At 35.9% G+C, this 21,260-nt stretch carries 24 protein-coding genes; 16 read left to right on the top strand and 8 right to left on the bottom strand.

The window, feature by feature from the left end:
- The 7 genes from ACN1CN_RS15430 to ACN1CN_RS15400 all read left to right on the top strand — a co-directional run bounded on the left by ACN1CN_RS15430 (position 1) and on the right by ACN1CN_RS15400 (position 4,215).
- Positions 1-600, top strand: a complete 600-nt coding sequence (locus ACN1CN_RS15430; protein ID WP_264522724.1) for a cytochrome c oxidase subunit 3 — start codon at positions 1-3, stop codon at positions 598-600.
- Between the two features lie 42 nt (positions 601-642).
- Positions 643-1,626: a cytochrome c oxidase subunit 3 gene (locus ACN1CN_RS15425; protein ID WP_264522725.1), complete on the top strand. Its 984-nt coding sequence runs from the start codon at positions 643-645 to the stop codon at positions 1,624-1,626.
- A gap of 18 nt (positions 1,627-1,644) precedes the next feature.
- Positions 1,645-1,995, top strand: coding sequence for a cytochrome C oxidase subunit IV family protein (locus tag ACN1CN_RS15420; RefSeq protein ID WP_173965424.1), 351 nt, complete (start codon positions 1,645-1,647; stop codon positions 1,993-1,995).
- Between the two features lie 78 nt (positions 1,996-2,073).
- Complete coding sequence (locus tag ACN1CN_RS15415; protein WP_419136265.1) at positions 2,074-2,715, top strand: hypothetical protein; 642 nt, start codon at positions 2,074-2,076, stop codon at positions 2,713-2,715.
- 10 nt (positions 2,716-2,725) lie between these two features.
- Positions 2,726-3,415, top strand: a complete 690-nt coding sequence (locus tag ACN1CN_RS15410; protein ID WP_419136264.1) for an SCO family protein — start codon at positions 2,726-2,728, stop codon at positions 3,413-3,415.
- A 1-nt stretch (position 3,416) separates the two neighbouring features.
- The gene (locus ACN1CN_RS15405) at positions 3,417-3,959 is read left to right on the top strand and encodes a DUF420 domain-containing protein (protein ID WP_419136263.1); all 543 of its coding nucleotides are present in this window, start codon (positions 3,417-3,419) and stop codon (positions 3,957-3,959) included.
- A complete protein-coding gene (locus tag ACN1CN_RS15400) occupies positions 3,949-4,215 on the top strand; it encodes a hypothetical protein (protein WP_419136262.1) in 267 nt (88 codons plus the stop codon). The genes ACN1CN_RS15405 and ACN1CN_RS15400 overlap by 11 nt, the downstream gene beginning before the upstream one ends.
- 75 nt (positions 4,216-4,290) lie before the next feature.
- Here the strand turns inward: ACN1CN_RS15400 and ACN1CN_RS15395 are convergent, their stop codons facing one another.
- Positions 4,291-5,697 (bottom strand): DUF4403 family protein, encoded by a 1,407-nt coding sequence (locus ACN1CN_RS15395; RefSeq protein WP_419136261.1) that lies wholly within the window; start codon positions 5,695-5,697, stop codon positions 4,291-4,293.
- Between the two features lie 180 nt (positions 5,698-5,877).
- Here ACN1CN_RS15395 and ACN1CN_RS15390 point away from each other — a divergent pair, with 180 nt between their 5' ends.
- The 7 genes from ACN1CN_RS15390 (at position 5,878) to tsaB (ending at position 13,780) form a co-directional block, all read left to right on the top strand.
- Positions 5,878-6,579, top strand: coding sequence for an ABC transporter ATP-binding protein (locus ACN1CN_RS15390; RefSeq protein WP_264522731.1), 702 nt, complete (start codon positions 5,878-5,880; stop codon positions 6,577-6,579).
- The gene (locus tag ACN1CN_RS15385; protein ID WP_291285906.1) at positions 6,572-7,816 is read left to right on the top strand and encodes an ABC transporter permease; all 1,245 of its coding nucleotides are present in this window, start codon (positions 6,572-6,574) and stop codon (positions 7,814-7,816) included. Before ACN1CN_RS15390 ends, ACN1CN_RS15385 begins: the two co-directional genes overlap by 8 nt.
- Before the next feature lie 2 nt (positions 7,817-7,818).
- Positions 7,819-9,084, top strand: coding sequence for an ABC transporter permease (locus ACN1CN_RS15380; protein WP_264522733.1), 1,266 nt, complete (start codon positions 7,819-7,821; stop codon positions 9,082-9,084).
- Positions 9,085-9,124: 40 nt separating this feature from the next.
- Entirely contained in the window at positions 9,125-10,240 is a 1,116-nt protein-coding gene (locus tag ACN1CN_RS15375; RefSeq protein ID WP_264522734.1) for an efflux RND transporter periplasmic adaptor subunit, read from the top strand.
- An 81-nt stretch (positions 10,241-10,321) separates the two neighbouring features.
- Positions 10,322-11,773 carry a TolC family protein gene (locus ACN1CN_RS15370; RefSeq protein WP_419136260.1) on the top strand — a complete coding sequence of 484 codons (1,452 nt, stop codon included), beginning with the start codon at positions 10,322-10,324 and terminating at the stop codon, positions 11,771-11,773.
- Positions 11,774-11,779: 6 nt separating this feature from the next.
- Positions 11,780-13,072: an efflux RND transporter periplasmic adaptor subunit gene (locus tag ACN1CN_RS15365; RefSeq protein WP_419136259.1), complete on the top strand. Its 1,293-nt coding sequence runs from the start codon at positions 11,780-11,782 to the stop codon at positions 13,070-13,072.
- 33 nt (positions 13,073-13,105) lie between these two features.
- Complete coding sequence (tsaB, locus tag ACN1CN_RS15360; RefSeq protein ID WP_264522737.1) at positions 13,106-13,780, top strand: tRNA (adenosine(37)-N6)-threonylcarbamoyltransferase complex dimerization subunit type 1 TsaB; 675 nt, start codon at positions 13,106-13,108, stop codon at positions 13,778-13,780.
- A gap of 7 nt (positions 13,781-13,787) precedes the next feature.
- On the opposite strand, the gene ACN1CN_RS15355 is transcribed toward tsaB, so the two are convergent.
- The 3 genes from ACN1CN_RS15355 to ACN1CN_RS15345 form a co-directional block, all read right to left on the bottom strand.
- Entirely contained in the window at positions 13,788-14,603 is an 816-nt protein-coding gene (locus ACN1CN_RS15355; protein ID WP_264522738.1) for a mechanosensitive ion channel family protein, read from the bottom strand.
- Positions 14,604-14,690: 87 nt separating this feature from the next.
- The gene (locus tag ACN1CN_RS15350) at positions 14,691-15,098 is read right to left on the bottom strand and encodes a YtxH domain-containing protein (protein WP_419136258.1); all 408 of its coding nucleotides are present in this window, start codon (positions 15,096-15,098) and stop codon (positions 14,691-14,693) included.
- Positions 15,099-15,261: 163 nt separating this feature from the next.
- The gene (locus ACN1CN_RS15345) at positions 15,262-16,161 is read right to left on the bottom strand and encodes a NifU family protein (RefSeq protein WP_264522740.1); all 900 of its coding nucleotides are present in this window, start codon (positions 16,159-16,161) and stop codon (positions 15,262-15,264) included.
- 145 nt (positions 16,162-16,306) lie between these two features.
- Between ACN1CN_RS15345 and ACN1CN_RS15340 the strand changes: the two genes are divergently transcribed.
- Together ACN1CN_RS15340 and ACN1CN_RS15335 are read left to right on the top strand one after the other, a co-directional pair.
- Positions 16,307-17,296 carry a type IX secretion system membrane protein PorP/SprF gene (locus tag ACN1CN_RS15340; RefSeq protein ID WP_264522741.1) on the top strand — a complete coding sequence of 330 codons (990 nt, stop codon included), beginning with the start codon at positions 16,307-16,309 and terminating at the stop codon, positions 17,294-17,296.
- Between the two features lie 9 nt (positions 17,297-17,305).
- Positions 17,306-17,830, top strand: coding sequence for a gamma carbonic anhydrase family protein (locus tag ACN1CN_RS15335; RefSeq protein ID WP_419136257.1), 525 nt, complete (start codon positions 17,306-17,308; stop codon positions 17,828-17,830).
- Positions 17,831-17,924: 94 nt separating this feature from the next.
- Here ACN1CN_RS15335 and ACN1CN_RS15330 read toward each other — a convergent pair whose 3' ends face one another.
- From ACN1CN_RS15330 to ACN1CN_RS15315, 4 genes are all read right to left on the bottom strand, one after another.
- Positions 17,925-18,641, bottom strand: coding sequence for a LytR/AlgR family response regulator transcription factor (locus ACN1CN_RS15330; RefSeq protein WP_264522743.1), 717 nt, complete (start codon positions 18,639-18,641; stop codon positions 17,925-17,927).
- A 167-nt stretch (positions 18,642-18,808) separates the two neighbouring features.
- Positions 18,809-19,918 (bottom strand): sensor histidine kinase, encoded by a 1,110-nt coding sequence (locus ACN1CN_RS15325; RefSeq protein ID WP_419136256.1) that lies wholly within the window; start codon positions 19,916-19,918, stop codon positions 18,809-18,811.
- The gene (locus tag ACN1CN_RS15320; protein ID WP_264522745.1) at positions 19,919-20,251 is read right to left on the bottom strand and encodes a DUF4907 domain-containing protein; all 333 of its coding nucleotides are present in this window, start codon (positions 20,249-20,251) and stop codon (positions 19,919-19,921) included.
- The gene (locus tag ACN1CN_RS15315) at positions 20,241-21,245 is read right to left on the bottom strand and encodes a Kelch repeat-containing protein (RefSeq protein WP_419136255.1); all 1,005 of its coding nucleotides are present in this window, start codon (positions 21,243-21,245) and stop codon (positions 20,241-20,243) included. The genes ACN1CN_RS15320 and ACN1CN_RS15315 overlap by 11 nt, the downstream gene beginning before the upstream one ends.
- Positions 21,246-21,260: the final 15 nt, after the last annotated feature.

The raw sequence follows: 21,260 nt of genomic DNA, 5'->3' as shown, positions 1-21,260 counted from the left end.
ATGGAAATGACAATAACAAGAACAGAAACGGCAGCTGAAGATAAGCTAAGGAAAGCCAAATCGGCAAAACTTATCCTGTTATTCGCAATGGTAAGTATGACCATGATGTTTGCCGGACTTACAAGTGCTTTTGTGGTAAGTAAATCAAGAGCCGACTGGTTGAAAAACTTTGAATTGCCAACAGCTTTTTATTACAGTACGGCAGTTATTATAGCGTGTAGTGTTACTTTTTACCTGGCTAAAAAAGCCATTCAAAAAGACAATAGAAGCGCTACTACAGCATTGCTTTTGGGGACATTGGCTTTGGGGATTTTATTCGTTGTACTGCAATTTGCAGGCTTCGGACAAATCGTAGAAAGCGGGTATTATTTCACCGGAGAAGGTAGTTCAATTACTACAACATTTTTGTATGTAGTAACCGTGACACACTTGTTACACTTGGCCGGAGGGTTAATTTCACTTTTAATTATAATTTATAATCATTTTAAACAAAAATACAATTCGACTCAAACTCTTGGTATAGAACTAGGTGCGATGTATTGGCACTTTTTGGATTTATTATGGTTGTATTTATTTTTATTTTTATATTTCTTTAAATAAGAAAAAAACGTAAATTTGGGAACTTTTTAACGAATATCTTTTATGGGAGCGACAGTTACTACTGCAAACAACGACGAAAAAACTTGGGGAGGCGGAGACATTCAGCCACTAGGAGCAAGTTATGGTAAAATGATGATGTGGTTTTTTATCGTATCGGATGCCTTAACATTCTCTGGATTCCTTGCCGCTTATGGCTTTTCTAGATTTAAATTTATTGAAACCTGGCCTTTGGCTGATGAAGTGTTTACTCACTTTCCATTTATGCATGGCGTTGCGGCACCAATGTACTATGTGGCCTTAATGACTTTTATTTTGATTTTCTCATCTGTAACAATGGTTTTGGCTGTTGATGCAGGTCACCAATTGAAAAAAACAAAAGTTGCAATCTATATGTTCTTAACGATCATTGGAGGTTTAATCTTCGTGGGTTCTCAAGCCTGGGAGTGGAAAAACTTCATCAAAGGTGAGTACGGAGCAGTAGAAACAGCAGGTGGAAGTTTATTGCAGTTTGTTGATAAAGATGGTAAAAGAGTAGCTCTTGCTGATTTTGCAGTTAAATTGCCAGAACAAAGAGAAGCTTTAACAAGAAGCCATTCAACTTGGTTTATGGAAGATGCTCAGTCACAGCCAACTTATACAGTTGCTGAAATTCAGGCTGGTTTTAAAGCACATCCTGAAGTTTTGATCAGAACAGAACAACTTACAGATAAAAAGAAAAAAACAGTTTTATCAAGAGAAGAATCTGAGACTCGTTTAGCAAGCGCTAAATATGTTGTAGAAGGAGCTAACTTGATTAGAAACGAATACGGAAATAAATTATTTGCTGATTTCTTTTTCTTCATCACAGGATTCCACGGATTCCACGTATTTTCTGGAGTTATCATTAATATCATTATTTTCTTTAATGTATTATTGGGTACTTACGAAAAAAGAAGAAGCTACGAAATGGTAGAGAAAGTTGGTTTATACTGGCACTTTGTCGATTTAGTTTGGGTATTTGTATTTACAGTTTTCTACTTAGTTTAATTTTAGATTTTAATTATTATGTCACACGAGCACGTATCAAATACAAAAAGAATCTGGTTTGTTTTTGCATTACTATCAGTAGTAACTACAGTAGAAGTTATCCTTGGTATTTACAAACCTGGAGTATTAGAATTTAATCATTTTGTTGGTCTTAATTTATTGAACTGGATATTTTACATCCTTACAATATTTAAAGCATATTATATAGTATGGGCATTTATGCACATGGAAGGTGAAAAAAGCAGCCTTAGATGGTCTGTGGTAGCACCGGTTATTTTCCTAGTTTTATATTTATTGTTTATTCTATTGACAGAAGGACATTATATTTATGGGGTTTTTAAAGATTCTACTATTAAATGGAATTTTTAACATGATATTAATTCGAAAAGAGTCCCGATAACATCGGGATTTTTTTATTTTTGTACCTCAATAACTTCTGCAGATATAATGAAAAAAAATATAGTTCTCTTTGTCCTTTTTGTTTTGCCAATTGTAGCTTATTTGTTTTTTGCTTCCGGTGTTAACAGCTTCACTACACTTCCCGTTATAACGCCAAAAATTGCCGACTTTGGTAATTGGAAATCTCTGGACGGTAAGAAAGTTTTATTGGATAAAAAGATCACAGTTTTGGGTTTTTCAGGATCTGAGATTTTAAGTAATCGAGGGAATTATTTCAACTTAAACGAAAAAATCTACAAACGTTATAATGGTTTTGAAGATCTTCAGTTTGTGATACTTTGTCCGCTAGGAACAGAAGCTGATGCACAAAAAGTATTAGATGCACTTAAACCTTTTACTGATGTGAAAGGCTGGAACTTCGTTTTTGCTTCACCTGAGGAAATTAAAACATTTTACAATCAACTGCATTTAAAAGGAAAATTAGATCAGAACCTTGGGACTCCGAATGTCTATATTGTAGACAAAGAAAGAAACCTGAGAGGTAGAAAAGATGCTGCCGAATACAAAGAAGGCTATGATACCTTTCATCCTTCTGAGTTAAGCAATGAAATGCTGGATGATTTTAAAATTATTCTATACGAATATCGTGCTGCTCTAAAAAAGAACCACAACGCAACTAAGCAACTTTAATCCTTGTATCATGTTTAAAAATAAATCCTATATCGGTATTTCATTTATCATTTTAATCTTTGGAATTTATGCTGTACCTAAAATCGTTGACAGAATTAAGAACGGTGAAATTGTAAAAGGAAACCGTTTGGACAATGTTGGTGTAAAAACATCAAAAGCCAATGGTAAATTGATGAAGATCGGACCTGCTCCAAAATTCGAATTAACGAATCAGGATAATGCAAAAGTTTCGAATGAAACCTATAAAGGAAAAGTATATGTTTTAGAATTTTTCTTCACAACCTGTCCGTCAATCTGCCCGAAAATGAATTTGAGCATGCTGGAAATTGAAAAAACATTCTTCGGAAATCCGAATTTCGGAATTGTATCCATCACCATCGATCCGAAACACGATACACCGCAAGTTGTAAAAGACCATGCGAAGTTATTAGGAGTGAAATCATCTACCTGGAATTTCTTAACGGGAGATAAAACGACGATCATGGAATTGTCTAACAAAGGCTTTAATTTGTATGCAGGAGAGAATGAAAAAGTAAGCGGAGGTTTTGAACATTCAGGTTTGTTTGCTTTAATTGATAAAGACGGAAATATTCGTTGCAGAAAAGATGAATTTGGAAACCCAAACATCTATTATGACGGATTAGACAAAAAAGGCGTAAGAGAGATACAGGAAGACATTAAAATATTATTAGAAGAATAAAATGGAAGATCATTCATTAGAAAAAAAATACAGTAAGCTTATTGTTGCGGTTTCAATTATAATTCCGCTTGTAGTGGCGATACTGTTTGGAGTCAAATTAAAAGATTTTGGAGTTAATGTTGAGCCGCTTTCTTTTCTGCCTCCAATTTACGCTACCACAAATGGTATTACGGCTGTAGTTTTGGTTTGGGCTGTATTGGCTATTAAAAATGGAAAACGCAAGCTTCACGAGCGTTTAATGACTTTTGCGATCGCGCTTTCAGTTGCTTTTTTAGTAATGTATGTGGCGTATCACATGACCTCTGATTCTACTAAATTTGGAGGAGAAGGAGCAATCCGTTACATTTATTTCTTTATCCTGGTTACTCATATTTTATTGTCTATCGCAATTATCCCATTGGTGTTAATTACCTATGTACGTGCACTTGCAAAACGTTTTGACAGACATAAAAAAATTGCAAAAATTACCTTCCCGCTTTGGCTGTATGTTGCCGTTACCGGGGTTGTAGTTTATCTAATGATTTCTCCTTATTATGCGCATTAAAAACAATAATATTCAACCTTTAAAATCCAAATTCCAGGCAATACTATTTGGAATTTGTTTTTTCTTCATTGGAATTTCAGCAAATGCACAATGCGCGATGTGTCGTGCGGCACTTGCCGGAGATTCAAATATTAAAAAAGCAGAAGCAGTAAACAACGGAATTGTTTATTTAATGGTCATCCCGTACTTACTGGTGGCTGTAATAGGTGTTCTGATCTACAGAATGTATCAATCTAAAAAGAAAAAAGATAATTAGTCAATTAGAAAATTAGATAATGAATTACCACATTACCTAATTTTCTAATTATCTCATTAACTAATTACCTCATTATTATTTCAAACCGTTTACCGAGACATTTACGGTTCCATTTATTTTGATAAAGGCGATAATGGCCTGATTGGTCAGTTGAATTTTATCAAATTGAATGTCTTCCATTTTTCCATTCACAAAAACACCCGGCATTGGAGAATAGTTTTTAAGATAGGCAGCCATGTTTTTTTTACCCTCTTCTAAATTAGGTTGTATCGAATAGCGACAGCTTTCTTCCATTTTTCTTAAAATATAACCTTGTCCCAGCCAGCTTGCCGTACGCATTAATTTGCTTTTGGTATCTAAAACATAGTCAAGCTTTTCAAAGTAAATTTCTTTGGTTTGAGCGTTGTATTGCGGGAATCCGTTGAGATAAAGCGTACCATTTATCGATCCTAAAACATCAAGTGCGATCACCATTTTTCCGTTTTTATGCCAGATCGATACATTTTTTACCGTGATCTTTTTACTGCCGGAACCAAACTCCTGACCGGCAAAATTTTTGGTCATAATCTTTGAAGCATCAATATAAGTCGATATAGCCGCTATGTTTGCCGAAATCTGATTTGGGATCTTAGCGACAGGTTTCAGGATGATTTTATTAGCACTAAATTTCGATTCGGGCTGTTTGCCTACGATCGTCTCCATATTACACTTCATTCCCATATCCAGTACAAACTGATCATTCTTCAGTTTAGCGTTGGTCGAATAAACTTCAACCGGAACAACTCTTAGCCAGCTTTCATAGGTATCACTCAATTGAAAGGGCGTGCATATTTTTTCTAAGGCCGCTAATACATTAGGTTTAAAATCCATTGATTTTTCGATCGCCTCATCGATTTTCTTTTCGATTTTCGATTTAAAGATCGAAATCGCAGGATTTACCAGATACGTAATAGGCATGTTTTTTCCGAAAATTTGCATGGTTGGACTTTCGTTCCAGTCCAATGATTTAAACTCCGTTTTGGTGTTTAATTTCCAGTTCGTCAGTGCCACTTCGCTAGAGAGCGTAATCACACCATTCAGGTTGAATTCTCTGGTATCGTAAAGTTCAACGCCTAGTTTTTTGGTACCAATACGGTATTTGATCGTTGCTTTTAGTGGTAAAATTGTTTTTATCTTTTTGTCCGGACCTGCGGGATCATTTAGGATTCTTATCGGAGCCTGTTTCCAGATTTTCATCTCGATATCGTCGTCGTCGATCGTATTGTCTTCATAAATCAATCCGTTTAGAAGAGAATTGGTCTGATTTTCAATGTCAGTAAGCTTTACCGTGATGGGTAAATTGATAAAAGAGGGTGTTGCTTCATAAACTAAGGGGCTTGCGTCGTCCGGTTCCGGCTTTAAGGTTTCCAGTTTTTGAGCTGTAGAGCAGCTTGTAAGTACCGCAATTAGCGTGAATAAAGAGATAATGGAAGTAAACTTCATCGTTAAGATTTTTTTAAGTCTGACAAAATTAAGAAAACAATTATATTATCGTGAAAATGTGTAACAATTAGCAAGAAAGAGAGTCTAATTCCAAGAACAAAGGCTAATTATTAACGTTTTATTACCATAAACCGGTTAAGAAAAATGTTATTATTGTTTTAAAATTTAACAGTTATTACCATGATCGAGATCAAAGATTTGCACAAGTCCTATAAAATGGGCAATTCGGAGTTGCATGTGTTAAAAGGAATTAATTTTAATATTGAAGAAGGTGAACTGGTTGCAATTATGGGATCATCAGGATCTGGGAAATCAACACTTTTAAATATATTGGGAATTCTGGATGAGGCTGATTCTGGTAGTTATGTGTTAGATAAAACCCCTATTAAGAAGTTAAACGAAACCATAGCCTCTAAATATCGCAACAAGTTTTTAGGTTTTGTTTTTCAATCTTTCAATCTCATCAATTACAAAACGGCTCTCGATAATGTTGCAATGCCTTTGTATTATCAGGGAATCAAAAGAAAAGAACGTTACGATATCGCAATGAAATATTTGGAGAAGGTCGGACTTGGTTCACATTCTCATCACTTGCCTAATGAACTTTCCGGAGGTCAGAAACAGCGTGTTGCTATCGCGAGAGCTTTGGCTTCAAATCCAAAAGTTTTATTGGCCGATGAGCCTACTGGAGCTTTGGATACTAAAACTTCCTATGAAGTTATGGAGCTGATTCAGGGAATTAACGATGAAGGAAAAACAATTCTGATTGTAACTCACGAACCTGATATTGCCGCAATGTGCAAAAGAAATGTGGTCCTGAAAGACGGATTAATTATCGATGATAAAAAAGTAGAACAAGTTAGAGCCTCATCTTATGTTTAATATTGAGCGTTGGCAGGAAATATTTGATGCAATCTCTAAAAACCGGTTGAGAACATTTCTTACCGGAGTTTCTGTAGCGTCAGGGATTTTTATTTTAGTGATTTTGCTCGGAGCAGGGAAAGGACTTCAAAACGGAATTGAGAAGCAATTTGAAAATGACGCAAAGGGAATAATCGAAGTCTGGTCTGAAGCAACAACTAAACAATATAAGGGGCTAAATCCTGGCAGACGAATTCAGTTACGAAATAGCGATTATGATCTTCCGGTTAAGAAGTTTGGTGACGTGATTGATAAAAAATCACCTGTTCGCAGTACCTGGGGAGGGGTTGTGAGTTACGGGAAAGAATCAGGAAATTATTTGTTTAGGGGGATTAGTTCGGATTATATGGTGCTTGAAAATGCAACTATTATTAAAGGACGCTTCATTAATAATAATGACATGATTCATAATGAGAAAGTGGCAGTTATTGGTTTGAAGGTTAAACAAGATCTGTTTAAAGAGCAAGATCCTATAGGAAAAGAGATTTTAGTCAACAATATTAATTTTAAAGTGATTGGGGTTTTTACAGATCCTTCAGGAGAGCGTGAAGAATCAAGGGTTTATATGCCTATGACCACTAATCAGCGTGCTTACGGAGCTGGCGATAAAATAGACGGAATGCAGTTTGTTTTAAATAAAAAAGAGAATTATGATGAGGCCTTGGCACAATCAAAAAAATTCACAGAAGAGGTAAAAGCATTATTGAAAAGTAAAAACATTATTGCGCCTGATGACAATAGCGGTATCGGTATTTTTAGTTCAGTAGAGGAGGCAAAACAATTTTATGATTTAAATCTTTATATCCGATTGTTCTTTTGGTGGGTTGGTATTTGTACCATCATCGCCGGAGTTGTGGGAGTAAGTAATATTATGCTTATCATCGTAAAAGAAAGAACAAAGGAAATTGGAATACGAAAAGCACTTGGAGCCTCTCCGTTTTCCATTATTTCGATGATTCTCCATGAGTCTATCTTTATTACCACGATCGCTGGTTTTATAGGTTTATTGTCCAGTTTAATGTTGTTGGAATTTGTGGGGCCATTGGTACAAAGTGAATATTTTAGAAATCCTGAAGTTGACTTTAGTGTAGCTTTAACCACGCTTGTCCTGCTTGTATTTGCTGGTGCTATGGCAGGATTTTTTCCGGCATACCGAGCAGCCAAAATTAGACCTATTGTAGCACTTAGAGACGAATAATTATGTTTAAAAAAGATAATTGGGACGAGATTTTACAGGCTTTGACAGCCAACGTTTTCAGAACGATTCTAACGGCATTTGGGGTATTCTGGGGAATTTTTATTCTGGTCATTTTACTGGCAGCCGGAAATGGTTTGGAAAATGGTGTAAAAAAAGGTTTTGACGGAATTGCAACCAATACCATGTTTATGTGGAGTCAGACAACGTCAAAAGCATACAAAGGTTTGCCTAAAACACGTCGTTATGATTTTAGAAATAGTGATGTTGCGGCTTTGAAATCGACTTTACCGGATTTATTATACGTATCACCCCGAAATCAGCTGGGTGATTTTAACGGAACCAATAATGTAGTTCGTGGTACCAAAACTGCGGCATTTACCATTTACGGAGACTATCCGGAGCTAATCAAACAGCAGCCGATGGATATCATTAAAGGACGATTTGTCAATCAGCAGGACATTCTTGACAGACGAAAAGTAGCGGTAATTGGTAAAGGAGTGATTAGTGAACTTTACGGAAAAGAGGAAGAAGCGGTTGGAACCTATGTGAAAATCAATGGGATCAATTTTATGGTTGTGGGCGTTTATAAATCAAAACAGCAGGGAGGGAATGCAGAGCAGGAACAGAAAAATATATTTATTCCGTTTACCACTTTTCAACAGGCCTTTAATTTTGGGGATAAAGTAGGCTGGATGGCACTAACCGCAAAAGACGGAACCTCTATTACCGATTTAAAACCAAAGATTTTAGAAAAAATAAAAGCGCTTCACTCGGTAAATCCTGCTGATGAAAGAGCTGTTGGAAATTTTGATTTATACGAACAGTACAATAAAGTACAAAGTCTTTTTAACATACTGAAAATTATTGCCTATTTTGTGGGGACATTGGTTTTGATTTCGGGCGTAATTGGTATTTCAAATATTATGCTCATTGTAGTTAAAGAACGTACTAAGGAAATCGGTATCCGCAGAGCTTTAGGAGCGACTCCTGCAGCAATTCGTGGACAAATTTTATCTGAATCTATATTTCTAACGATTATTTCGGGAATGCTTGGGATTGCTGTAGCTACCGGAATTATTGCGCTCTTAAATATGGCTTTAGATTCTATGCCGGCAGATAGTAACACTATGTTTGCTAATCCAAGTGTCGACTTAGGAGTTGTATTTGTTGCTTTAATCATATTAGTAGGATCTGGTTTGCTGGCAGGATTTATTCCGGCACAAACCGCAATTAATGTAAAGCCGGTAGACGCTTTGCGAACAGAATAAATTATCAATCAGAATATAATCGAATTAAACCGAAAACACAATGAAAAAAGGAGTAACCGTAACCATTTTAATCTTTATTGCTATTGTTTTTTTTGGCGCACTATACTACTTGTACGCTAAAAACCAAGAATCTCCAATTGTTTTTAAAACGGAGAAAGCAGAGATTAAAACGATCGTGAAGAATACAATTGCAACGGGTAATATTCAGCCTAATGAAGAGGTCTTAATCAAACCAAACATTTCAGGTATTATCGAAGAAGTGTATATCAAAGCAGGAGAGAAAATTAAGGCGGGCGATATGATCGCAAAAATCAGAGTTGTAGCCAATGTTTCTAATGTGAGCAGTACCCAGAATCAGGTACAAACCAGTAAAATTGCTTTAGACAATCAGGAGAAAATTTATCAAAGACAAAAAACATTATTTGACAAAGATGTAATTTCTGCAAATGATTTTGATGCGGCACAATTGGCTTACAAACAGGCCAAACAAACCTATCTTGCAGCCAAACAAAGTTTAGATATCGTAAAAACAGGAACAACAACTTCGCTTGGAAATTATGCCAACACCTTAATTCGTTCAACGGTAAACGGAATGATATTGGCCGTTCCGGTTAAAGTAGGAAATCAGGTTATCGAAAGTAACAACTTTAACGAAGGAACTACCATTGCCAGTGTTGCCGATGTGGGAAGAATGATTTTTATTGGAAAAATTGACGAATCTGAAGTAGGGAAAATCAAAGAAAGAATGGCAATTGAAATCACAGTCGGAGCAATCGAAAACAAGAAGTTTGATGCAGTTCTGACCGATATAGCTCCTAAAGGAGTTGTAGAAAACGGAGCCATTCAGTTTGAAATTAAAGCGGCTTTAGAGAATAGAGACGCTACTTTTATCAGAGCCGGTTTAAGTGCAAATGCTTCGATTATCCTGGAAAAAGCAGATAAAGTTTTAGCGATCAAAGAATCATTAGTGCAATTTGATAAAAAAACGCAAAAGCCTTATGTGGAGATTGAAACTGCTCCTCAAAAATTTCAAAGAAGAGACTTGGTTTTAGGGGTTAGCGACGGAATTTATGTTCAGGTGAAAAGCGGAGTTAAAGCTTCAGATAAAATTAAAATCTGGAATCAGGGATTGATTACTGAAACAGAAAAAAAATAAATTGAAGCAAATAAAGAGTTTTTGGTTTTTAAAAAATGTTAAATTTGCGTAGTCTTTTTACTATGCTTTCATTCAAAATATATGAAAATAAATAAATACAATAGCCTGGTTTTTGCAATGTTATTTGGGTTTGGCCTGTCTGGTCACGCACAGGCGAAGAAATGGACTTTGGAAGAGTGCGTGAAATATGCAATGGAGAATAATATCACGATCAAAAATTCAGAACTGGATATTAAAAGTGCAGCCATTGATAAAAAAGGAGCAATAGGTAATTATTTACCAAGTGTTAGTGCAAACGCTTCACATTCCTGGAACATTGGTTTGAATCAGAATATTACAACAGGTTTGCTTGAAAACCAAACAACTCAGTATTCTTCTATCGGAGCTACGGTTGGAGTTGATATTTACAGAGGTTTACAAAATCAGAATACACTTAGAAAAGCAAATCTTTCTATAGTCGCATCAAAGTATCAATTGCTGAAAATGCAGGAAGATATTGCGCTGAATGTAGCCAATGCTTTTTTGCAGATACTTTTTAACAAAGAAAATTTAAAAGTAAAAACTGAGCAATTGTCTATCGATGAAAAACGTTTGGCACGTTCTGAAGAGATGGTAAATGCAGGAACAATTCCGCGTGGTGATTTATTTGACCTGAAAGCAACAGTGGCTACAGATAAACAAGGTATTATTGTTGCCGAAAATAATTTGCTGATTTCTAAATTGAGTCTGGCTCAGCTTTTACAATTAAAAGAATTTGCAGATTTTGATGTAATTGATAATACAAACGCAAAAGATGAAAATAACATCATGGCACAAAGCCCGGTTGATATTTACAATAAAGCAAAAGAAATAAGAACCGAATTAAAACTGGCTCAGACTAATCTTGAAATTGCGCAGAAAAATGTAGCGATTGCAAAAGGAGCTTATCAGCCAACTTTGAGTGCTTTTTACAATTTTAATACAAGAGCGAGTTATTCGGAGATTGTTACCGGATCTACTTTGAATACGGCTAACCCTTCGATTCCGATCGGTTATGTTCAGGGAACAAATCAACCCGTTTTAAAAGATAATTACTCACCAATTTTAGGAAATGCAGCACCAATTTTAGATCAGTTTAACGATAATAAAGGACAATCTTATGGATTGCAACTTTCGATTCCTATTTTTAATGGTTTCTCTGTTCGAAATAATGTAGAAAGAAGTAAAGTAAGTTTAGAGAAATCTAAAATAGATTTAGAGCAAAAAAGTTTAGATTTGCAACGTAATGTTTATACTGCTTTTACAGATGCAAAAGGAGCTTTAAATACTTATGAATCGTCAACCGTAACATTAGAGGCAAGACAGCAGGCTTACAACTATGCAAAAGAGAAATACGATGTAGGTTTGATGAATTCATTTGATTTTACGCAGGCACAAACATTATTAACCAATGCACAGTCTGACGTTATCAGAACAAAATACGATTACATTTTCAAAATAAAAATTCTTGAATTCTACTTTGGAATTCCAATTGTTCCAATTGTTACAAAATAATTTATTATGTCTAAAAAAACGATTTATTTTTTAGTAGGCGGTGCAGTAGCGCTTATTGCAGTTTTAGTTGGTCTTTCGAAAGCGGGGGTTATAGGGAATAAGGATGAGGGAAAAGAAGTAGAAATTTCAAAAGTAATAGCTTCAACAATTGTTGAAACAGTTTCGGCAACGGGTAAAATTCAGCCCGAGATAGAAGTTAAACTATCGTCAATGGTTTCGGGAGAAATTATTGCGTTAAACGTAAAAGAAGGTCAGGTAGTTAAAAAAGGAGATTTATTGGTAAAAATAAATCCTGATTTGTATACCTCAGGTCTGGATCGTTCTGTTGCTAATTTATCCGGAACTAAAGCTGGTTTAACCCAGTCTGAAGCGAGTTATAAAGAAGCAAAAGCAAGTTACGACCGTAATAAAACTTTATACGATAAAGGAGTAATCTCAAAATCAGATTGGGATAAAGCAATTTCGACTTATGAAGTAGCCAAGGCAAACAAACAAAATGCGTACTACAATGTTAAAAGTGCCTCGGCATCAGTTACCGAAGCCAGAGACAATTTAGGACGTACTTTAATTTATGCTCCTGCCGACGGAACAATTTCAGTTTTAAATGTAGAGCTCGGAGAGCGTGTTTTAGGAACACAGCAAATGGCAGGAACAGAGCTTTTGCGTGTAGCCAACCTAAACAACATGGAAGTGGAAGTGGATGTAAACGAAAATGATATTGTTAAAGTAAAAATTGGCGACGAAGCAAACGTTGAAGTTGATGCTTATCTGAAAAAGAAATTTAAAGGTATTGTAACCAGTATCTCTAACTCAGCCAGTACAGCGCTGACTTCAGATCAGGTAACAAACTTTAAAGTGAAAGTGCGTATCCTGAAAGAGTCTTACCAGGACTTACTGGAAGGACAGCCGTCTACTTATTCACCTTTCAGACCCGGGATGACCGCTACAGTTGATATTTTGACCAAAACTAAAAAGGATGTTTTGGCAGTGCCAATCAGTTCAGTTGTGGTAAAATCAGATACTAGTGCTGTAAAGGACTTTAAAGTAGAAGATCCGAACGAAGACAAAAAAGCAGCTCCGAAAAGCGATAAAAAGTTTGAGTGCGTTTTTGTAAAAGAAGGAAACAAAGCCAAAATCAGAATTATTAAAACGGGTATTCAGGACGATACTAATATCGAAGTAATGTCAGGATTAAAATCGGGAGATGTTGTAATCACAGGCCCTTATAGTACCGTTTCTAAAGATTTAAATTCAGGAGATAAAGTAAAGCTTAAAACAGCAGCTGCTCCTAAGAAATAATTTGCATAACTATCAATTTTAAAAATACACACATTGTCTTTTATTCTCAATATCGAAACCGCTACCAAAAATTGCTCCGTATCCATTGCTAAAAATGGAGAAACAATCAGATGCAGGGAAATAGCCGAAGAAGGCTATTCGCATGCCGAAAAACTGCATGTTTTTATCGAAGAAGTAATTGCAGAAGCAGGTATCGCAGTTGAGGATTTGGTGGCTGTTGCCGTGAGCCAGGGACCGGGTTCTTATACCGGTTTGCGTATTGGTGTTTCGGCAGCCAAAGGACTGTGTTTTGCTTTAAATATTCCATTGATCGCAGTGGACACTTTACAAACCTTAGCGTCACAGGCCAAAGTTGCCGAAGGAAAAATTATTCCGATGCTCGATGCCAGAAGAATGGAAGTGTATAGCGAAGTGTTTACAGCAGATTTAAAAGTAGAAAGAACGATTCAGGCTGAAGTTATTACGGAAGACTCTTTCAAAGAGTATACAGAGACTGTTTATTTTGTGGGAGATTGTGCCGATAAATGTAAAGCAGTTTTAACCCAGCCGAATTTTGTCTTTTTAGAAGACATTAAATATCCTTCAGCGGCTGCGATGAGTCAAATCAGTTACGATAAATACCAAAAAAGCGACACTGTTGATGTCGCTTATTTTGAACCTTATTATTTAAAAGATTTTATGATGGCACCTCCATCAAAAAAAGCATAAAACCTTTTTATTTCTGAAGTGTATATGGCTGAACCGAAATTCCGGCTTCATCTAAAGCGGCTTTACAATTCTCTAAAGTTTCAGAGAAAACAGCTCCATAATTAGCATTTTTTGCCCACGGACGTACGGCGAACTCTACCGAACTTGCCGTTAAGTTTTTGACAAAAACCTCCGCAGCAGGCTTTTTAAGCACTTTCGGATTGCTGTTTAAAACGTTCAAAAGAATGTCTTTTGCCTTTTTGATATCGGAGTCATAAGAAACAGCAAACGTCAAATCGGCTCTTCGTTCTCCCTGCATCGAATAATTGATGATTGTTCCGTTTGATAAAGCACCGTTAGGAACAAAAACGGTCTGATTGTTGGCCGTTAACATCTTGGTTACAAAAATCTGAATTTCGACTACTGTTGCAACAATTCCGCCCGCAGTTTCGATGGTATCACCAACTTTGAAGGGTTTGAAAACAATAATCAGCATTCCTCCTGCAAAGTTAGAAAGTGATCCCTGTAAAGACAAACCTACTGCAAGTCCCATGGCTCCTAATATGGCAACAAATGATGATGTTTCGATTCCCAATTTTGAAATAAAAGTCACAAACAATAAAATTCGGAGTGCCCAAATTAAGATGTCAGAAAGGAATCGGGTCAGGGTAGGATCCAAATTTCTTTGCACCATTATTTTTGTAATGATTCTGTTTATCAATCGGATGGCGTAGATTCCGACAAATAAAATGATAAATGCCGAGATTAATTTTGGAGAATAATCAACTAATACGTTAATAAATTTAGTAGCATAACTACTAATCTGCTCTGGATAAATGTACATGTTTTTCGAATAAAAAAACCTTCTCAAAGAGAAGGTATATTAGTTTTGCAAATATAAAGATATTTCCTAAGATAAGAAAAAGTAGTTTTATTCCTTCTCAGGAGTCTCGTCAATAACTTCATCCACTTTAGCAGCTGTTTTTTCGCTAATATCGGCTACGGTTTCTGAAACAACTGTTTTGGTTTCTCCGGTAAGCTCGCTGGTTTTTTCTTTTACGGTATCAATTACATCGCTTATCGAATCAGATGCTTTTTCTACATATTCGCTAACGAAGTCTTTCGCCTGATGTGCATAGCCCGTTGCCGTTTCGATCAGTGGTTCTGATGCCTCTTTGGCTTTTGTAAAAGTTTCTTCGGCAAAGGTTTCCGCTTTATCGATATAAGGAGCAGCAGCTTCTTTGGCCTGTTCAAAAGTAGTTTCGGCCTGTTGTGCCAAATCAGTAGCAGAATCTTTGGCTGTGCCAAACAAATTCTTAAAGAATGAAGATAATCCCATAGTTATGATATTGATTAGTTTAGAATACAATATTAACTATTTTTAAAGTATTATAACCTTTTTAGAGTAATAATTTGCTGATAATTAGCGGGATATGTTTTTTCGTAAAAAAAGCGCCTACCAATGGCAGACGCTTTTTGTTCTTTATTATCGGATAAAAATTTTAAGCATTTAAAGCTTCTACCTTAATTTCTTCATCGTTTAACATGCTTTTTAGCATATTTTCGATTCCGCTTTTTAAAGTGAAAGTAGAGGACGGACAGCCGCTGCAAGCACCTTGTAGAATTACTTTTACCGTTTTGTCATTTTCATTATAAGAATCAAAAGCAATATTTCCCCCGTCAGCAGCTACTGCCGGTTTTACATATTCTTCCAGTATGTTGATGATTTGTTGTGAGGTAACATCTAATTTATCAAAAGCTTCGTCTTTTGTAATGTCGTTTTTAGTAGCCACTTCAATAAGGCTCTCATCCAAAACAGTTCCGCCATTTTCAATAAACTGCTTGATAAAAGTTCTTACTTCAAGCGTAATTTCCTGCCAGTCGTTGATGTCGTATTTGGTTACCGAAATGTAATTTTCATCAATAAAAACTTCTTTCACGTAAGGAAATTTGAACAACTCTTTAGCTAGTGGAGAAGAAGCCGTTTGATCGATATTTTTGTATTCAACCGCGTTTCTTGTCAGCATTCTGCTTACCACAAATTTCAGCGCAGCAGGATTTGGAGTTGTTTCTCCATAAACCGTGATGGGCTGTTTTTTAGCTGTGTTCTCATCCGCTTTGATAATTACACCACCTTTGTCTACAAATGCCGTAATTTGTTCTGCAACAGCATCTTTTACATCATCCCATTCTACAATACTGTATCTTTCGATTGCGATAAAGTTTCCTGAAATGTAAACGGTTTTTACGAACGGTAAATAGAATAATTGCTGTGCTAATGGAGACGCTTGCGCCTCGTCAATATTTTTGAATTCAAAACTTTGATTTTGAGTAATAAAATCTTCAAATTCAAATTTTAATATCGTTGGGTTTTGAGTTTCTTTTATGGTGATTTTTGTCATGATTTGTAATTTTTTACAAATTTAGTAAAGTTATTTTTTGCTGATACCTACTATTTGATTTTTTAATAAAAGAATTAAGACTCTTTTCCAATAAATCTTATTAAATTTGTACTGCCTTAAATTTAGTTGATTAATATGTTGTTTTATGAAGTTTAGAATCAGTGTTTTATTGTTTTTTTTAATTGTATCGACCTACTCCTATTCACAAGAAGGAATTCCCGTTTACTCCGATTATTTGTCAGATAATTATTATTTAATTCATCCCTCTATGGCGGGCGCTGCAAATTGCGCTAAGATAAGATTGACGGCCCGGAAACAATGGTTTGGTCAGGAAGATGCTCCTTCGCTACAAACACTGACTTTTAATGGCAGGATAGGGGAACGATCAGGAGCCGGAATCATTATTTTCAACGACAAAAACGGTTACCATTCTCAAAAAGGATTAAAACTTACCTACGCACATCATATTATGTTTTCGAGAGACGAAGTTGATTTAAATCAGCTGTCATTTGGTATTAGCGGTGGAGTGATTCAGAGCCAGCTGGATGAAACGAAATTCGGAACTACTTTTGATCCTATCGTTTTTGGTTCGATTCAAAAAGATTCGTACTTCAATTTAGATATCGGAGCATCGTACAACTATCTTGATTTTTATGCCCATGCAACAGTTCAGGGCGTGCTGGAAACCAGAAGAGAATTATATACCGAATATGAGAGCGATAATCTGAGAAAATTTCTTTTTAGCGCCGGATATGTTTTTGGAAAAAGAAGTGATATTACCTGGGAACCTTCCGTATTGTTTCAGTTCTTTGATAAAACCAAAGAAAAAACAATCGATTTAAACCTTAAAGCTTACAAAAACATGGACTTCGGAAGTTTATGGGCTGCTTTGTCCTACAGAAAAAGTCTTAACGGTACGCAATACAGCACTAACAGTGGGGTAGCCGCTCAAAAACTACAGTATATTACACCAATCGTGGGTGTGAATTATAAAAATTTCATGTTTGCCTATACCTATTCTCAGGTTACCGGTGATGTAAAATTTAATACAGGTGGCTATCACCAAATTACACTGGGAATCAATTTATTTTGTAAAAAGGAACGCTACGACTGCGCTTGTCCTGCAATTAATTAAAAATATAGTATGCTGATTAAATCTGTAAATGGAAAAACACCTTTGATTCCAGAGGATTGTTATGTTGCCGAAAATGCAACAATTGTGGGTGATGTTACCTTTGGAGCTTCGTGCAGTGTTTGGTTTAATGCCGTTATCCGTGGTGATGTAAACTTTATTACCATTGGAAATAAGGTCAATATTCAGGATGGAGCCATTATTCATTGTACGTATCAAAAACACCCAACTATCATAGGAAACAATGTTTCAATCGGACATAATGCTATTGTTCACGGTTGTACCATTCACGATAATGTGCTGATCGGGATGGGGGCTATTGTCATGGACAATTGTATAGTCGAAAGCAACTCTATTGTTGCGGCTGGTGCTGTGGTTACGCAAAATACGGTAATCACTTCGGGAAGTATTTATGCGGGTGTTCCGGCTAAAAAAGTCAAAGACATTGATCAATCCGATTTTGCAGGCGAAATTGAACGTATTTCAAACAATTACGTCATGTATTCCGGCTGGTTTAAAAACGATGAACAGGAATAAATATTTCAAAATTCCAAATTCCAAAAATCAAATTCCAAATTCCAAGGTTCGACGCTTTTGGAATTTGGAATTTCTATTTTTGAAATTTAAAAAATTACAGGTTGATCTTTTCGAAAAAAGCCGTTTTATAGCTTTCGCTAATTGGGATTCGCTTGTCGCTAATCAGAACTTTATTTTTTTGAATGGATTTCACATGTTTTATATTGATGATATAAGAGCGGTGAATGCGTGAAAACCCTTTGTTGGAAAGCAGGTTTTCAAGTTTGATTAAGCTAATTAGAGTAAGAGTAAATTTATTATCAATAGTATATATTTTTACGTAATCTTTAAGTCCTTCGATAAAAAGGATATCAGAAAAATTCATTTTTACATTTTCGTATTCCGCTCTTACGAACATAAAATCCTGTTCTGTTTCAGCTCCGGCTGTGTTTTCAGAAATAGCCTGAACGGTTGTGGCCGGGTGTAAAACCTGCTGTGCTCGTACGACCGATTTTAGAAAACGATGGAACGGAATGGGTTTTACCAGATAATCTACTGCACCCAGATTAAAACCTTCTACAGCATAATCGGAAAAGGCGGTGGTAAAAATAACCAATGGTTTTTTTTCAATGGTATTTAAAAAATCGATTCCGGAGAAATGAGGCATCTGTATGTCCAGAAAAATCAGATCAATATTGTTTTGATTGATAAAAGAAACGGCATCAATGGCGTTGTTAAAAGTGTGCACCAATTCGAGAGAATCTACTTTTCGAACAAAATCTTCCAGTAACTCAACCGCTAAAGGTTCATCGTCTATAATTACACATTTCATCTGTTGAAGTTTTAATTTTAAAAATTTTGTTTAGAGCCAAAAGTACTTTTAAACCAGTAAAATAAGTTTTAAAATTATCATAAAATACGGACCGGATTTTAAACGATCCTGCTACTTTCAGGGTCTTTTTTTGCGGTAAGCTGTTGTAAAATTGCAATTCATCGTATTTAGTTTATGGCCGTTTGAATTTTATCTAATTCCAGATTCAAATGCACACGAAAAAATTTGTCGTCTTGCGTTATATCCAATTTGTGTGCATTGGGATACAGCAAATCCAGTCGGTTTTGAATATTCACCAACCCAATACCTGAATTGTCAGGATCTTTGCTATAGTTTTCGATTGTATTTTCGATCCAGAAATCGAGACTGCTGTTCAGAATGAATATTTTAATTTTAACATGAGCCGCACCTTTATAATCAGTTCCGTATTTGAACGCATTTTCGACAAACGAAATCAATAACAGGGGTTCAATAAACTTGTTTCGGGTGTCGCCATGAACATTGATAACAATGTCTTCAATATTGTTTAATCGTAGTTTTTGCAATTCGATATAGTTCTGGATGTAATTGATCTCTTTTTCCAAATCAACGGTTTTATTATCAGTTTCATACAGCATATACCGCATGAGCTCGGATAAGGTAACGATGGCATCGGGAACTAAATCGGATTTTTTGTGTGCCAGAGAATAAATACTATTTAAGGAATTGAATAAAAAATGCGGATTGGTTTGTTTGCGCAAATAGATCAACTCCGTATTTGTTCGGTGGGTTTCGGCAATTAGTTTGTTTTGCTGATTGTTGTAAAAAGCTGTAAGTGTTCTGATAATCGCACTGATGGTGATGATTAAAATATAGAAAAACGATGGGCCAATTTTAAAAAATAAAGGCTGCTGTCTTGTTGCAAAAATTGCTTTTACTCTTGTGCCTTTGTACATTAATTTAAGATCTTCCGGAGGCGGCAAATTTTTTAAAGGTCTTGCCTGGGTAAAATCAGGAATAAAATAATTGATTCGGATAATCATAAAAAGTAAAATAAGAGCAAATACAAATACAAAATAGAGCCAGTATTTTTTCTCTAAAAGCAAAACAGGAACCAGATAAAAATAGTTCAGATAAAACAAAACAATCCCCGTGCTCCATTGTACATAAAAATCGGTGCTGACCTTAAACGGACTTTCATAAAACTGAATTAATGAAGTCAGAATAAAGAAAACCCAGATGATGGTATGGAACAAAATTTTGTTTGAACTTGTATTTCTGATCGTATCTAGTGTCATCTATAATTTTATTTTTAATAAAATTAAATCATTTTTGGTTACTGTTGGCGATCTATTTTGATCGAGTCGGCTTGCGACTAAGTGCGCCACCTTTAAGGCATCACTTTCTGTAGCGAAACTTTTAGAGTCGTTTATGACCGGAATAATAGCCTGCTTGATGATGATTTTGTTCTTTATAGCAATCGAATAACCCCAACCTGACGTAGTTTTGAAGGCTTCGATTTTAAAAGTTTCATTTTTCGCGCAGGCTATAAATTGTAAAATAAGTACCGTAAGCAATACATTCTTCCGGATTTTACTCCAGAAGAATTGCATTTTTATTTTAGTTGTCATCACTTGTTTGTTCCTCTAAAGGTTTAAATTCCCAGGCATCATCAAAATACGTTGAACCTGTTCTTCCCAGCATATAAAATCCGCGATTGTTGATGGCGAACCCCACAGCATCTGTTCGGCTGGCACCTTCCATAGGTGTTTTTTCTGCCCATAAATCGGTAGTTGGATTGTATTCCCAGATCGTTTTGATGTTTTCTCCGCCCACAACATATCCTAAACCGTTCATTGCAAAACTTGAGGCATTTGAACGAACAATAGCATAATCGTCATTGTACGAATTGTCATCATCGGTATCTTTATCGATGTCGCGTTTTCGCGTCCATACATCAGTCGCAGGATCAAATTCCCAAAAATCTTCCTGATAAACGCCGTTATTACTTCCCGTTCCAAGATACACTTTATCGGCGATCACAAAGGCTGTTGCGTTGCGTCGTTTATTTCCACTAAAACCATTTACAAGTGTCCAGGTGTTGGTCTGGTCGTTGTATTGGTAGAAATCTTTCAGATAATTTCCGTCATAACCGGTTCCAAAATAAGCTTTGCCACCCGCCTGAAAACCTACTGCTGCGTAACGGCCTGTTCCGGCAAAATCGGCTTTTTGACTCCACGTATTGTTAGTGGGATTGTACTGATAAAAGTCTTTTAATTTATTCGTTCCGTCATAACCCAAACCAATATACCCTTTTTGATTCAGGGCAAAAGCCGAGGCAGAACTTCTTCCGATCCCCGGAAAATCAGCTTTTTGCTCCCAGTAATCTCCGGTAGAATTGTAAGACCATAAATCTTTCAAATAAACATCTCCGGTATAACCTGTTGCTACATAAGCATAATCGCCAATTACAAAACTGGTGGCACTGGATCTTGCAGGTCCGTCAAATGCCGATTTTTTAATCCAGTTTCCTATTAAATCTTCGTCACTGTCGTTGCTGCAGCCTATAAAAAAGAGACTTGAAAACAACGTTGCGAATACTATTCTTTTTTTAAAATTATTCATAATGTATTAAGTTTA

The sequence above is a fragment of the Flavobacterium sp. T12S277 genome, from assembly GCF_048514875.1.
Classification (GTDB): Bacteria; Bacteroidota; Bacteroidia; order Flavobacteriales; family Flavobacteriaceae; genus Flavobacterium.
This window is presented reverse-complemented; position numbering and strand designations above follow the sequence as displayed.